The sequence below is a fragment of the Flavonifractor sp. An9 genome, from assembly GCF_002161245.1.
Lineage (GTDB): Bacteria > Bacillota > Clostridia > Oscillospirales > Oscillospiraceae > Flavonifractor > Flavonifractor avicola.
The window spans coordinates 184583-198428 of sequence record NZ_NFHC01000001.1 but is presented as its reverse complement, the minus strand read 5'-3'; the positions used below and the strand labels follow the sequence as shown (position 1 = coordinate 198428).

At 61.5% G+C, this 13846-nt stretch carries 13 protein-coding genes; 2 read left to right on the top strand and 11 right to left on the bottom strand.

What is annotated here, in order from left to right; all coding sequences use genetic code 11:
- Positions 1 to 13: 13 nt before the first annotated feature.
- The 3 genes from dapF to glnA form a co-directional block, all read right to left on the bottom strand.
- On the bottom strand, positions 14 to 808 hold the full coding sequence (gene dapF, locus B5G40_RS01010) for a diaminopimelate epimerase (protein ID WP_087398475.1): 795 nt from the start codon (positions 806 to 808) through the stop codon (positions 14 to 16).
- 93 nt (positions 809 to 901) lie between these two features.
- Entirely contained in the window at positions 902 to 1420 is a 519-nt protein-coding gene (locus tag B5G40_RS01005) for an ANTAR domain-containing response regulator (protein ID WP_087398474.1), read from the bottom strand.
- Positions 1421 to 1452: 32 nt separating this feature from the next.
- Entirely contained in the window at positions 1453 to 2784 is a 1332-nt protein-coding gene (gene glnA / locus B5G40_RS01000) for a type I glutamate--ammonia ligase (RefSeq protein WP_087398473.1), read from the bottom strand.
- 329 nt (positions 2785 to 3113) lie between these two features.
- Between glnA and fumC the strand changes: the two genes are divergently transcribed.
- Together fumC and B5G40_RS00990 are read left to right on the top strand one after the other, a co-directional pair.
- Positions 3114 to 4478 carry a class II fumarate hydratase gene (fumC, locus tag B5G40_RS00995; RefSeq protein ID WP_087398472.1) on the top strand — a complete coding sequence of 455 codons (1365 nt, stop codon included), beginning with the start codon at positions 3114 to 3116 and terminating at the stop codon, positions 4476 to 4478.
- 16 nt (positions 4479 to 4494) lie between these two features.
- Positions 4495 to 5664 (top strand): NAD(P)-dependent malic enzyme, encoded by a 1170-nt coding sequence (locus B5G40_RS00990; RefSeq protein ID WP_087398471.1) that lies wholly within the window; start codon positions 4495 to 4497, stop codon positions 5662 to 5664.
- Between the two features lie 75 nt (positions 5665 to 5739).
- Here the strand turns inward: B5G40_RS00990 and ftsZ are convergent, their stop codons facing one another.
- The 8 genes from ftsZ to mraY all read right to left on the bottom strand — a co-directional run bounded on the left by ftsZ (position 5740) and on the right by mraY (position 13835).
- Positions 5740 to 6855, bottom strand: coding sequence for a cell division protein FtsZ (ftsZ, locus tag B5G40_RS00985; RefSeq protein ID WP_087328301.1), 1116 nt, complete (start codon positions 6853 to 6855; stop codon positions 5740 to 5742).
- A 60-nt stretch (positions 6856 to 6915) separates the two neighbouring features.
- Complete coding sequence (locus tag B5G40_RS00980) at positions 6916 to 7305, bottom strand: small basic family protein (protein WP_087389201.1); 390 nt, start codon at positions 7303 to 7305, stop codon at positions 6916 to 6918.
- Positions 7306 to 8058, bottom strand: a complete 753-nt coding sequence (locus B5G40_RS00975) for a DUF881 domain-containing protein (protein ID WP_087188119.1) — start codon at positions 8056 to 8058, stop codon at positions 7306 to 7308.
- A 16-nt stretch (positions 8059 to 8074) separates the two neighbouring features.
- Positions 8075 to 9049 (bottom strand): cell division protein FtsQ/DivIB, encoded by a 975-nt coding sequence (locus B5G40_RS00970; protein WP_087389203.1) that lies wholly within the window; start codon positions 9047 to 9049, stop codon positions 8075 to 8077.
- 89 nt (positions 9050 to 9138) lie between these two features.
- On the bottom strand, positions 9139 to 10386 hold the full coding sequence (gene murA / locus B5G40_RS00965; protein WP_087398470.1) for a UDP-N-acetylglucosamine 1-carboxyvinyltransferase: 1248 nt from the start codon (positions 10384 to 10386) through the stop codon (positions 9139 to 9141).
- Between the two features lie 63 nt (positions 10387 to 10449).
- Entirely contained in the window at positions 10450 to 11583 is a 1134-nt protein-coding gene (gene murG / locus B5G40_RS00960) for an undecaprenyldiphospho-muramoylpentapeptide beta-N-acetylglucosaminyltransferase (RefSeq protein WP_087389204.1), read from the bottom strand.
- Between the two features lie 25 nt (positions 11584 to 11608).
- Positions 11609 to 12820, bottom strand: coding sequence for an FtsW/RodA/SpoVE family cell cycle protein (locus B5G40_RS00955; protein ID WP_242958822.1), 1212 nt, complete (start codon positions 12818 to 12820; stop codon positions 11609 to 11611).
- Between the two features lie 34 nt (positions 12821 to 12854).
- On the bottom strand, positions 12855 to 13835 hold the full coding sequence (mraY, locus tag B5G40_RS00950; protein WP_087398469.1) for a phospho-N-acetylmuramoyl-pentapeptide-transferase: 981 nt from the start codon (positions 13833 to 13835) through the stop codon (positions 12855 to 12857).
- Positions 13836 to 13846 lie beyond the last annotated feature (11 nt).

The window sequence follows — 13846 nt, the reverse complement described above, 5'->3', positions numbered from 1 at the left end:
TCTCTCCTTTGCGTTAAACAGGGTATTCTCCTTCAAAGACCGTATTGGCCGGTCCTGTCATAATCATTTCCGTCTCGTCGTCCGGCCACTCCAGTTCCAGCACGCCGCCGGGCAATTCCACAGCGGCTCGTCTGCCGCACTTGCCCTGGACCACCGCTGCCGCCAGAGCGGCACAGGCCCCGGTGCCGCAGGCCAGCGTTTCACCGCTGCCCCGCTCCCACACCCGCATGACCAGCCGGTCCGGGGCAACACAGCGGACAAACTCCGTGTTGACGCCCTGAGGAAAGGCAGCATGGTGCTCAAAACAGGGACCCAACTGTTCCAGATCCAGCTCCTCCGGGCGGTCCACAAAGAGGACGGCGTGTGGGTTGCCCATGGATACCGGGGTAATCTGCCACATACGCCCTCCCGCTGCCAGCTCCATGGCTGCCTCCACCTGAGGGCGGCCCATATTCACCCGGACCGCCTTCACCAGACCGTCCTGGGTCAGCAGCTCCAAAGTACGCAGGCCGCCGCCGGTCTCGATGGTCAGTTTCTTTTTATTGGTCAGCCTCTTGTTATAGACATACTTGCCCAGGCATCGGATGCCGTTGCCGCACATCTCCCCCTCCGAGCCGTCGGCGTTGAACATTCTCATTCGGAAGTCGGCCCGGTCCGAGGGACAGATACAGATGATGCCGTCACTGCCCACGCCGAAGTGGCGGTCGCTCATCCGCCGGGCCAGAGCAGGCAGGTCCTCCGGCAGGTTTTCCAAACCGTTCAGGTAGATATAGTCGTTGCCCAGACCCTCCATCTTAGTAAAGTGCATATGGTCCCTCCTGTCACCGGAATATGCAGCAGCGGCGGTCCTGTCCCGGACCGCCGCCGCGAGACTGCTTCGTCTCCTGCTATCCTATGCTTCTTACCACCGGTCCAGAATCATCCGGGCCGCCTGAGCCAGCTTGACGCCGGCCGTCATACTCTTCTTCTGGAGCGCGCGGTGGGCCTCCTCCTCGCTGAGACCCTCGGTCATCAGCTTGGCCTTGGCCTGGGCGATGCAGTCCCGTTCTTCCTGACTGCGCCCAAAGGGCTGGGCATGGACCTGCGCCAGCAATCCCTCCACCGCGCTCAACAGCTCACTGCGGGATGCCGGAGCGCTCAACCGCAGGATCTCCGGATTCTGCACCAGGTCCAGCTGACTCTGGGATGCCACCATCAACATATGGCAGAAGGAGGGCAGATCCTCATACAGAAGCTCCGCCGGGCCATCGGCAAATTTGTAGCCGCATACCACGGCGGGCACCTGCTGCTCGTGGACGGTGCGGCGCACCTGGTCGGCGGAGGTACACAGCAGACAGGCTGCGGTACCCGACCGCTCCAAGATCTCCCGGATGCGCTTGCCGTTTTGCAGGCCGGCAAAAGCTACAATCACCTTTTCCATATCCGGTCAATTCCGCTGGGGTGGACAGGCGATCAATAGTTGATGATGTATCTTTCCCGCTCCCAGGAGGACACACGGGTGCGGTACTCCTCCCACTCCTTCTTTTTGCCCTCCAGGTAGTTCTGGGCCACGTGGTCGCCCAGGGTATCCAGGATGAGCTGATCGGCCTCCAGGGCACGGATGGCCTCCTCCAGAGAACCGGGCAGGGAGTCGATGCCGTGGGCCTTCCGGGCGGCGTTGTCCATGGCATAGATGTTCTCGGTGATCTCGGCGGGAGGCGTGAGACCCTTCTCGATGCCGTCCAGGCCGGCAGCCAGGCACACGGCAAAGGATAGATAGGGGTTGCAGGCCGGATCGGGGGAGCGCAGCTCCACACGGGTAGACTGGCCCCGGGAGGCAGGGATGCGGATGAGGGCGGAGCGGTTGGAGGCGGACCAAGCCAGGTAGCAGGGGGCCTCGTAGCCGGGCACCAGACGCTTGTAGGAGTTGACCAGGGGATTGGTGATGGCGGCCATACCCTTCACATGGGCCAGCAGGCCGGCGATGAAGGCGTAGGCCTCCTTGGACAGACCCCGCTCGCCGTTGGGATCATAGAACACGTTCTTACCGTTGCGGAAGAGGGACATATTGGTGTGCATACCGGAGCCGGCCACGCCGTAGATGGGCTTGGGCATAAAGGTGGCGTGGAGACCGTTCTTCTGGGCCAGGGTCTTGACCGCCAGCTTGAAGGTCATGATATTGTCGGCGGCGTGGAGGGCCTCTTCATACTTGAAGTCGATCTCATGCTGGCCCTGGGCACACTCGTGGTGGGAGGCCTCAATCTCAAACTTCATGGCCTCCAGAGCCATGCAGATCTCCCGGCGGGTGGACTCGCCGTGGTCCAGGGGACCCAGATCAAAGTAACCGGCCTCGTCGTTGGTCTTGGTGGTGGGCTTACCCTCGTCGTCGGTCTGGAACAGGAAGAACTCGGCCTCGGGACCCACGTTGAAGGCGTCAAAGCCCATATCCTTGGCTTTCTGCAGGGCCCGCTTCAGTACATAGCGGGGATCGCCGGCGAAGGGGCTGCCGTCGGTATTATGCACGTCGCAGATCAGCCGGGCCACCTTGCCGTGGTGGGGCTGCCAGGGGAATACCCGGTAGGATTTCAGATCCGGATAGAGGTACTGGTCGGACTCGTCGATGCGGACAAAGCCCTCAATAGAGGAGCCGTCAAACATACACTGATTGTTCACAGCCTTCTCGATCTGGGAGGCGGTAATAGCCACGTTCTTCAGCTGGCCGAAAATGTCGGTGAATTGCAGACGGATGAATTTCACGTCGTCTTCCCGTACCATGCGGATGATATCTTCTTTGGTATGCGGCATGACAGGGGCCCCTTTCTCTCATCAAAATCATAGATTCAGATAGCAAAGAAGGCGCTCCGCCCCCCGGGCCGGAACGCCTTTGTTCACAACTGAAATTAGTATAAGTGCTTGCTCCGCTCCTGTCAAGGGAGTAGCCTACCAGAAAAAGATTTTTGTGGCAACAAGCAGGGGGGCCTGCTTTCGCCCCCCTCTTCCTTGTGCGGACAGCACAAATCCGACACAAAAGGGCGCTCTTTCCAGGTGTCAGACTTTTATCCCGACAGAAACTGTGCTAAAATGCAGACATTAGAATGGCGCCGTCCGCAGACGGAGAAAGGGATGGTCTACACATGGAATATCGGATCGAACGGGACAGCATGGGCAAGATGCAGGTGCCCGCCGACCGCTACTGGGGCGCTCAGACCCAGCGCAGCTACCAGAACTTCAAGATCGGCACGGAGCGGATGCCCCAGGAGATTATCCGTGCCTTTGGTATTCTGAAAAAGGCCGCCGCCATGGCCAACCACAGCCTGGGCAAGCTGGATGAGGAAAAGCTGAATGTGATCTCCCAGGCCTGTGACGAGGTGATCGCCGGCCAGCTGGACGGCCACTTCCCCCTGGTGGTATGGCAGACCGGCAGCGGCACCCAGTCCAACATGAACGTCAACGAGGTGGTGGCCAACCGGGGCAATGAGCTGGCGGGCAAAAAGCTGCTCCACCCCAACGACCACGTCAATATGTCCCAGTCCTCCAACGACACCTTCCCCACCGCCATGCACATTGCCGCTGCGGTGGAGCTGGAGGACAAGCTCTTCCCCGCTCTGGACGCCCTTATCTCCACCTTTAAGCGCTTGGAGGGGGAAAATCAGGACGTGGTGAAGAGCGGCCGCACCCATCTCCAGGACGCGGTGCCCATCACCGTGGCCCAGGAGATCAGCGGCTGGCGCTCCAGCCTGGAGAAGGACAAGGCCCTGCTGGAGCTGGCCCTTCCCGCACTCCACCAGCTGGCCCTGGGCGGCACCGCTGTAGGAACTGGCCTCAACGCCCCCAAGGGTTTCGACACCGCCGTGGCTCAGGCGGTGAGTCAGCTCACCGGCAAGCCCTTTGTCACCGCTCCTAACAAGTTCCACGCCCTCACCAGCAAGGACGAGCTGGTCTTTGCCCATGGCGGCCTGAAGGCTCTGGCCGCCGACCTGATGAAGATCGCCAACGACGTGCGCTGGCTGTCCTCCGGCCCCCGGTGCGGCCTGGGCGAGCTCCATATTCCCGAGAATGAGCCCGGCTCCTCCATCATGCCCGGCAAGGTCAACCCCACCCAGTGCGAGGCGGTGACCATGGTGGCCGTTCAGGTCATGGCCAACGATGTGGCAGTGGGTATGGCCGCCTCCCAGGGCAACTTTGAGCTCAACGTCTTTATGCCGGTGTGCATCTACAACTTCCTCCAGTCGGTGCGGCTGCTGGCCGACGCTATGGACTCCTTCAACCGCAACTGCGCCGTGGGCATCACCGCCAACCGGGACAAGTGCCGCCACAACCTGCACAACTCCCTCATGCTGGTCACCGCCCTCAACCCCTACATCGGCTATGACAACGCCGCCAAGACCGCCAAGAAGGCCCACGCCGAGGGGATCTCCCTGAAGGAGGCCTGCGTCAGCCTGGGCTTCCTGACGGCGGAGCGGTTTGACGAAGTATTCCATCCGGAAGAAATGGTTTAAGAAAGAAGGCTTTTTCATGGATATCAATCAGCAGGCTCTGGACCTCCACTATCAGCTCCAGGGCAAGATCGAAGTGATCTCCCGCAAACCCATCCAGACCCGTGAGGACCTGTCCCTGATGTATACCCCCGGCGTAGCCGAGCCCTGCCGGGTCATCGCCAAGGACTACGAGCAGTCCTTCCGCCTCACCCGCCGGAGCAATCTGGTGGCCGTCATCACCGACGGCTCCGCCGTGCTGGGGCTGGGAGACATCGGCCCCGCTGCCGGTATGCCGGTGATGGAGGGCAAGTGCGCCCTGTTCAAGGAGTTCGGCGGGGTGGATGCCTTCCCCATCTGTGTGGACACCAAAGATGTGGATAAGCTGGTGGAGACCATCGCCCTCATCTCCAAGAGCTTCGGCGGCATCAATCTGGAGGACATCGCCGCTCCCCGCTGCTTTGAGGTGGAGCGCCGCCTGAAAGAGGTTTGCGACATCCCCGTGTTCCACGACGACCAGCACGGCACCGCTATCGTGGTGGCCGCCGCCATGCTCAACGCCGCCAAAGTCACCGGCAAGGCCCTGGGCCAGATGAAGATCGTCATCAACGGCGCCGGAGCCGCCGGCATTGCCATCGGCAGGCTGCTCATCTCCATGGGCTTCGGCAACATTGTCATGTGCGATATTAACGGCATCATCTGCGAGGGAGACGAAGGCCTCAACGCCGGCCAGGAGGAGATCTCCCACATCTCCAACCTGAACCGTGAGCACGGCACCCTGGCCGATGCCCTCAAGGGAGCCGACGCTTTCGTAGGCGTGTCCCGGCCCAACCTGGTCACCGCCGAGATGGTGTCTACCATGAACCAGGGCATCGTCTTTGCCATGGCCAATCCCACCCCCGAGATCATGCCCGATGAGGCCAGGAAAGGCGGCGCCGTCGTCATCGGCACCGGCCGCTCCGACTTCCCCAACCAGATCAACAACGTTCTGGTATTCCCCGGCATCTTCAAGGGCGCCCTGGCCGTCCGGGCCAAGGAGATCACTGAGGGCATGAAGATCCGGGCCGCCAAGGCCCTGGCCGCCCTGGTGGCCGACGATCAGCTCACCGCCGCGTACATCCTGCCCTCCGCCCTGGACAAGAGCGTGGCCGACGCTGTGGCCGACGCCGTGGCTCAGGAGGCCAGAGAGCAGGGCATCGCCCGCATCTGAGCACTTTCCAAACAGAAAACCCCCGTTCCGCCAAAGCGGAACGGGGGTTGTTTTGTCTGTTCGTCAGCCACTCTCTCAGCGGTTGCGGTTGAAGATCTTGAAGATATCGTCGAAGGGATCGTCTTCCGCGGGAGCGGCGGGGGCTTCCTGACCGGCAGCGGGCTGCTGGGCAGGCTGGGCCACGGCCTTCTTCTCCGCAGCGGCGGTAAAGGGCTTGTTGGGCATGGCGCCCTCCAGCTCCTCAAAGCCGGTAGCAATAACGGTAACCCGGATCTCGTCCTCCAGGGTGTCGTCGAAGGCGGCACCGAAGATGATGAGGGCGTCGGGATGGGCGGCCTGCTGCACCAGGTTGGCAGCGGTCTCCACTTCCTCCAGGCCGATGTCCACGGAGCCGGTAACATTGACCAGCACACCCTTGGCGCCGTTGATGGAGGTCTCCAGCAGGGGGCTGGAAATGGCCATCTTGGCGGCCTCCTCGGCCTTGTTCTTGCCAGCGGCCCGGCCAACGCCCATGTGAGCCATGCCGGCATTCTGCATGACGGCGGTCACGTCGGCGAAGTCCAGGTTGATGAAGCCGGTATTCTTGATCAGGTCAGAGATGGACTGCACCGCCTGGCGCAGCACATCATCGGCGATCTCGAAGGCATTCTGAAAGGTGATCTTCTGGTCGGTGGCGAACTTCAGCCGCTCGTTTGGGATGATCACCAGGCTGTCCACTCGGGTACGCAGCTCCTCAATGCCCTTTTCCGCCTGCATCATACGCCGGCGGCCCTCAAAGTTGAAGGGCTTGGTGACCACGCCCACGGTGAGGATGCCCATCTCCTTGGCGATATCGGCCACGATGGGAGCCGCACCGGTGCCGGTGCCGCCGCCCATACCGGCGGTGATGAACACCATGTCGGCGTCCTCCAGGGCCTTGGAAACCGCGTTGCGGCTCTCCTCGGCGGACTTACGGCCCACCTCGGGGTCGCTGCCCGCGCCCTGACCGCCGGTGAGCTTTTCACCGATCTGAATCTTAAAGGTCGCGCTGGAAACGGCAAGCGCCTGCTTGTCCGTATTCACAGCGATAAAATCAACACCCTTGGTTCCGGATTTCACCATCCGGTTGACTACGTTGTTGCCGCCGCCGCCGACACCGATCACCTTGATCGTGACCACATTATCCGGCCCGGTGTCCAGTCCAAACGCCATAACTGCTCCTCCTATGTAGAACGTATTCGTGAAAAACACACGTAGAAGAGGCAGGACCTGTTATCTTTGGTCCTCCTCCTGGGAAGATACTATATCTAGTTGATTTATTGTATCTCTCTTTTGCTTCGAGGTCAATAGTTCCCGCCGGATTTTAGCAAAGTTTTGGAACATACGGGTGCCGAAGACCACCACTGCCGCCAGGTACAGAGGGATACCCAATTTCTGCCCCAGCCAGGTGAGAAAAGCGGCGATGGCGGCGTTTCCGATGGTGCCCGACAGGAACACCGACAGCCGGAACTGTTTTTCCAGCCGGGCGCAGTAGCCGCCCAGGGCGGAGTCCAGCGCCGCCAGCAGTCCGGCGGCCACATAGAGGGAATATTGACTGGGAATGGTCCAGGGCACCAGAATGCCCACCAGCACACCCACCAGCAAACCGATCAATTCCAGCATTTACTCGCCCCCCTCTTCGCTCTCCGGCACCACAGTGTGGGCATATTGATACTCCACCGTGCCGTTGTACTTGGGGATGAGCAGCAGATCGCTGGCTGTCACCTTCACCGAAATCCCCCACTGGCTCAGCACATCCACCACGCCGTTGCGCATGGTAAGCGCGCTGTACAGGGTATCCGGGTCGCCGATGGCAAAGATCACATAGGGGGCGGCATACCGACGGCCATTCACCGTCACCACCGCGCCGGTACAGCGGATCTCACTGTTGGCCAGCAACCGCTCCCCGTTGAGGGAGATGGCCTCCGCCCCGGCGGAGCGCAGCTCGTTGACCACCGACAGCAGATCGTTGTCGTGAATGAGATAGTCCGCCTCTTCACCGGTCACATTGCTCTGGGTGGAGTCCTCCAGGATTACAGTGACTCCCGGCCCCTCCACATCGGTGCGGCCGGCGGTGATCTCCAGCTGCTCCACTTCCTTCCGCAGGGCCTCGCTGCCCTCGTCGCCGGAGGCCGCCTGATCCCGATAAATCGCCAGTTCGCCTTGCAGCTGGGCCACCTGATCCTCCAGGGCGTCGTTCTGCTTGCTCTGCTCGTTATACAGCTCCTGCAGGGTCTCCAGGCGGCTGGCATTGGTGGCGTCCGCCGCACCGGTGAGCTGGACCGTCCGCAGCTGTGCTGCCAACAGATAGCCCACGATGATGCACACCACCACCACAGCAAACTCGCCTTTGTTGCGTCGTTTCTTTTCTGCCATGAAATACTCCTTGCTCTTATTGCTCCGGCGCCTGTTCCGGTACCGTGGGCGTATGGGACGGCTGGGCCGGCGCCTCCGGCTGGACCGATTCCTCCGGTTGCACGGATTCCTCCGGCGGAGTTGTGGTCTCCGTCTGAGTCTCTCCGCCAGAGCTCTCCGGCTGCTGCGTGGGCTCCGTGGGAACCTCCAGGGGACTCCAACCCTCCGGCAGCCACCGCTCCGGCAGCAGATGGATCTCCCGCTCATCATAATTCTGGTCCAGAGTACCCGTCCGTGGCAGGCCCCGCTCATCCATGGTCTCCAGGGCCAGCTTCAGCTCGTAGGTCTCCTCGTCAAAGTCGCCGTTCATAGGGAAGATCACCGTCAGATTTTCGCCGTAGCCGAAGCGGATCTCATTGCCGGAGGACAGATCGATAAAACTCTTCAGGCTTCCTGTCATCACCCGGCCCCGAATAGCCTTCAAAAAGGCTTGGAGCCGCTCCAGCTTATCCTGCTGCTCAGGGGCCACGGTGAGCACATTGCCCACCGTTGGGTTGACCGGGTCCAGGCCCAACACCTGGGGCTTGCCCTGGACCAGAGCGGCATCTCCTACCTCCAGCAGCTTGCACTTGTCGTCCAGCAGCCAGTAACTGCCGCCGCTCTCCACCCAGGCTACGCCGGTGCTCTCCGTCACCTCAAAAATCAGGGTGTCAGGCAATTTTCGGCTGATGGCCACGTCATCCACATAGGGCAGCTGGGTCAAGATCCGGTCGGCGATCTGATACTTGTTCAGCGTGAACAGGTTGTCCCCTTTTTCCACGCCGGCGGCCGCCAGCACCTCCTCCTGGGTATAGCGGGAATTGCCCGTTACCACCATGGTGTTCACCCGGAAAAAGATGATGCAGCCTACCAAAATGGCGGCAAAGATGAGCAGAATGGACAGCAGCTTATAGAGGACGCCAAAGCGCCCCCGATTCCGCCGCCGTCTTTTTCTGTTCCGTCTTGCCGCCATTGTGCCGTTCTCCTGTTCTTTTTTCTCCATCCTCGCACAGAATGGTTGATTCTTTGCTAAGAAATTCTTACGATTTCCTCAAACTTATCTCACACCCGCCGGATCTGAGCCCCCAGCCGCTGCAAATCGTATTCCAGAGACTGATAGCCCCGGTCAATATGGTGCAAACCGGTGACGGTGGTGATCCCCTCCGCTCCCAGAGCGGCCACCACCAGAGCGGCTCCGCCCCGCAGGTCGGAGGCCATGACCGTGGCGCCGTGGAGCCGGGACACCCCGTACACCACAGCCACCCGGCCTTCCACCCGGATGTCCGCCCCCATACGGATGAGCTCATCCACATGGCGGTAGCGGCTTTCAAACATATTCTCCACAAAGACCGTGCAGCCGGTCCCTCCTGCCAGGGCCGCCATCAGAGGGGCCTGGGCATCGGTGGGAAAGCCGGGATAGGGGGCCGTCCGCACCGGACGCACTCCCTTCAGCACACCGCCACTTCCAAGGCAGATCCGGTCCACCTCACTGTGTACCTGGCAGCCGGCCTCCTTCAGCACTGCCGTCACCGTGGACAGGGTGCGCCAGTCTACGCCGGTTACCTCTACGTCGCCTCCCGCGGCGGCAGCTGCCGCCAGGTAGGTGGCAGCCACGATCCGGTCACCCATCACCCGATAGGCTCCGCCGTGGAGGGGGATGCCCCCTTCCACCGTAATGACCGAGCTGCCCGCCCCCCGGACCTGGGCGCCCAAAGCCTGCAAAAAGCCCTGGAGGTCCACAATCTCCGGTTCCCGGGCGGCGTTGGTGATGGTAGTGGTACCTTGAGCGCACACCGCTGCCAGCATGGCGTTCTCGGTGGCCCCCACGCTGGGCAGAGAGAGGACGATGTCCGCGCCCCGCAGCCTGCCGGAACAGGAAAGTCCCCCCTCCCGGTCCTCCACCCTGCCCCCCAGGGCACGGATGGCAGCCAGATGCAGGTCAATGGGGCGGGGTCCCAGCTCACATCCGCCGGGCGCGCACAGCCGCGCCTGTCCCATCCGCCCCAGGATGGCCCCCAGGAAGATGACGGAGGAACGCATCTCCCGCATCAGAGCATCGGGCACGTCCCAGCGGCTGGGGGCGGAGGCGTCCACCACCACGCCGTCCCCCTGCCATTCTGCCCTGCAGCCCAGATGGCGCAGGATGGCCAGAGAGGCCTCCACATCGGAAAGGCGGGGACAATTTTGGATCACACAGGCCCCCGGAGCCAACAGACAGGCGGCCAGGATGGGCAGCACACTGTTCTTTGCCCCGTGGACCATCACGGAACCCTCCAGCGGCCGGCCCCCTTCTATCACGTATGCACTCATAGCTTCCATCCTCCGCATTCAGGATTTATGTACGCCATCCTATGCGTCCGATGGAAGGCCGGTTCATTTTGCCCGCTTTTCCAGCAATTCCTTCAGTGTCTGATAGATTTTTTCCGCCGCGTCGGGAGAACCCATCTCCCGCAAAGCCCGGCTCATCTTTTCCCGGCGGTCCGGGTCAGCCAGCAGCTGACCCACCAGCTCATGGAGCTTTTCGCCGCTGGACTCGCTCTCGGGCAGCAGCACCGCCCCACCGGCGTTGGCCAGCACCCGGGCGTTCTTGGTCTGATGGTCGGCTACCACATTGGGGGATGGTACCAGCACCGCCGGCCGGGCGATGGCGGTAAGCTCCGCGATGGTGGAGGCACCGGCCCGGCAGAGCACCAGGTCGGCCGCCGCCATCACCAGAGGCATATCATAGATGTACTGCCGCACCTCCACGCCGGGATACTGAGCCAGGTCAATGCCCTGCTCTTTCAAACCGGCCAGGACCTGCTCATAGTTGCGGCCTGCGCCGTGGATGTGCCGCCAGGGCGCGCCCGCCCGGCATTCCCGGACGATACAGTCGGTGATCTGCTCGTTCATCACCTTGGCGCCCAGGCTGCCCCACACCGACACCACCAGGGGCCGGTCATCGGTAAAGCCCAGCTTTTCCCGGGCTTCCTTCCGGTTGTAGCGGAAGAAGTCCTCCCGGACCGGGGTGCCAGTCACCACCACCTTGGAGGGGTCCTCATAGTGGCTGCGGCTCTCCTCAAAGCCCACCATTACCGCGTCCACCACCTTGGACAGGGTCTTGGTGGTAAGGCCGGGAACAGCGTTGGATTCGTGGACGGCGGTGGGAATCCCACGGGCTGCCGCCGCATTGACCACGGGGTAGGAGGCGTAGCCGCCGGTACCCACCACCAGGTCGGGCCGGAACCGGTCCAGAATGGCATTGGCCTGCTTCTTGGACTTATTCATATTCAGCAGGGTCTTGATGTTGTGGCCGATAGCCGCCGGGGTGATGGACCGCTGGAAGTTGGTGATGGTCACCGTCTGGATCTCATAGCCCTCCTTGGGCACCAGCCGGGTCTCCATACCGCCGTCGGCTCCCACAAAAAGCACCTGACAGCCCGGATTGCGGGCCTGAAACATCTGGGCCAGGGCCACCGCGGGATTCACATGACCCGCGGTCCCGCCGCAGGTAAAGAGGATTTTCATTTACCCATTTCCCTCCTGCACTGTTCTATTCTTGTTTGGGCGCCGGTATTTGTCGTGACACTGACAATACCATACCCATCTCCGCCAACTGGATCATCAATGCCGTACCTCCGTAACTGAAGAAGGGCAGGGAGATACCGGTGGAGGGGATGAGGTTGGTAACCACGGCGATATTCAGGAACACCTGCACCGCCGTCAGCGTGGTGATACCCACCACCAGCAGGGCGCCGAAGCGGTCCCGGGCATGGACGGCGATCCAGTACCCCCGGATCACCAGCAGGATGAACAGCAAAATAACGATGGCGGCCCCCACAAAGCCCATCTCCTCACACCAGATGGAGAAAATATAGTCGTTTTCCGACTCAGGCAGGTAGAGGAACTTCTGGCGGCTCTTGCCGAAGCCTACACCCAGCAGGCCACCGGAGCCAATGGCATAGAGGGACTGGATGATCTGGAAGCCCTTGTCACGGCCATTCATTCCGTCGTTCCACGGGTCTTTCCAGATGGCCAGACGGGTGGCCATGTAGCTGGTCTGGGTCATGATGAAGAAGAGGCCGGCCGCTGCCGCCGCTCCGCCGCCGATGAACCAGTACAGCTTGATACCGGCGGCAAAGAGCACCGACGCCCCCCCCACCAGCACCAGGATGGTACCCGACATATGGGGCTCCATCAGCATCAGAATGGCCACCAGACCCAGGATGAGGAAATAGGGGATGGGTTCCAGGACCCCCTTCTCATCCAGCCAGGCATAGAGGCCGCTGAGGGGGTGGCGGGGCGGCAGCCGCTTGTGCTTCTCCGTATTGCGCTTGGACAGGCGGGCCGCGAAGTACATGATGACGCCCACCTTGGCGATCTCAGAGGGCTGGAAACCGCCGATGATGGGCAGACTGATCCACCGCTGGGCACCCACGGTGCTCTTGCCGTAACCGAAGGGAATGACCAGCACCAGCAGGATAATGGAGATGCCCAGCACGAAAATGGACAGGCCACGGAAGGTCTGATAGTTGATCTTGGAGATCAGGAACATGGCGATCAGGCCCACCACGCCAAACCCGGCCTGCTTGATAAAATAGTTGGCCGGATCCAGCCCCTCCTGCATGGCGGTGGGATAAGACGCAGAAAACACCGCAATCACGCCAATGGCGGTAAGGATCACCACCAGCATCAGAAACGGGATATCGATAGGCCCCCGGGCCAGCTGCTGCATCACCGTCAGGTCTCGTCTGCGTTTTACCATGGTCTGTCACCTCCCGTATCACGATGCCAATGGGTCAGCGGTACATGACCCCCCAGAAAGCCAGTGCGCACATCACCAGGGTAATCCCGGTAAACACGCAGAACAGTTTGACCTCACTCCAGCCGCCCATCTCCAGATGGTGGTGGAGGGGGGCCATGCGGAAGATCCGCTTACCGTGGGTCAGCTTAAAGTATCCAACCTGTATAATGTCGGACAGGGTCTCCGCAATGTAGATGATGCCCACCAGGATGAGCACCAGGGGGATATCCAGCGCAAAGGCCAGGCCGCACACCGCGCCGCCCAGGAAGAGGGAGCCGGTGTCGCCCATGAATACCTTAGCAGGATGGAAATTGTAGATCAGGAAACCGGCCAGGCCGCCCAGCAGAGCGGCAGAGAAGATCCCCAGTTCGTCGCGGCCCCACCAACAGGCCACGGCGGTGAAGAAGAGCATCACCGGCATGGTAACGCCGCTGGCCAGACCGTCGATGCCGTCGGTGATGTTGACGGCATTGACGCAGCCCACCATGACAAAGGCGGCAAACACCATATATACCGGCCAGGGCACCGACAGGGTCACGTTGAAGAAGGGGATATACAGGTCGGGGGTCAGATAGCCGAAGTTGCGCATGAGCACAGTGAACAGGATGGCTGCCGCCAGCTGCAGAATGAACTTCTGGGGGGCGGTCAGGCCGGTGTTCTCATGCTTCTTTACCTTAAAATAGTCGTCGATATAGCCGATGATGCCAAACACCAGGGCAAAGAGCAGAACAAATCCGCCGCCGAACTTCCCAGCGGCAAAATCCTGCCAGCTCAGAGCGGCCGCCGCCACGATGGCGGCGATGATAAACATGAGTCCGCCCATGGTGGGGGTACCCTGTTTGGACATATGCCAGGTGGGGCCAATCTCCTTGATGGACTGGCCAGCCTTCATGCGCCGCAGCACGGGAATGAGCACCCGGCCCGCCAGAGCGGCCACCACAAACCCGATCAGGCAGCTGATGACGATCCTCAACATCTCTTTTGCAA

Coding starts and splice junctions, on each gene's coding strand:
- dapF (WP_087398475.1), bottom strand. CDS start 808: ATGCACTTTACTAAGATGGAGGGTCTGGGCAACGACTATATCTACCTG.
- B5G40_RS01005 (WP_087398474.1), bottom strand. CDS start 1,420: ATGGAAAAGGTGATTGTAGCTTTTGCCGGCCTGCAAAACGGCAAGCGC.
- glnA (WP_087398473.1), bottom strand. CDS start 2,784: ATGCCGCATACCAAAGAAGATATCATCCGCATGGTACGGGAAGACGAC.
- fumC (WP_087398472.1), top strand. CDS start 3,114: ATGGAATATCGGATCGAACGGGACAGCATGGGCAAGATGCAGGTGCCC.
- B5G40_RS00990 (WP_087398471.1), top strand. CDS start 4,495: ATGGATATCAATCAGCAGGCTCTGGACCTCCACTATCAGCTCCAGGGC.
- ftsZ (WP_087328301.1), bottom strand. CDS start 6,855: ATGGCGTTTGGACTGGACACCGGGCCGGATAATGTGGTCACGATCAAG.
- B5G40_RS00980 (WP_087389201.1), bottom strand. CDS start 7,305: ATGCTGGAATTGATCGGTTTGCTGGTGGGTGTGCTGGTGGGCATTCTG.
- B5G40_RS00975 (WP_087188119.1), bottom strand. CDS start 8,058: ATGGCAGAAAAGAAACGACGCAACAAAGGCGAGTTTGCTGTGGTGGTG.
- B5G40_RS00970 (WP_087389203.1), bottom strand. CDS start 9,049: ATGGCGGCAAGACGGAACAGAAAAAGACGGCGGCGGAATCGGGGGCGC.
- murA (WP_087398470.1), bottom strand. CDS start 10,386: ATGAGTGCATACGTGATAGAAGGGGGCCGGCCGCTGGAGGGTTCCGTG.
- murG (WP_087389204.1), bottom strand. CDS start 11,583: ATGAAAATCCTCTTTACCTGCGGCGGGACCGCGGGTCATGTGAATCCC.
- B5G40_RS00955 (WP_242958822.1), bottom strand. CDS start 12,820: ATGGTAAAACGCAGACGAGACCTGACGGTGATGCAGCAGCTGGCCCGG.
- mraY (WP_087398469.1), bottom strand. CDS start 13,835: ATGTTGAGGATCGTCATCAGCTGCCTGATCGGGTTTGTGGTGGCCGCT.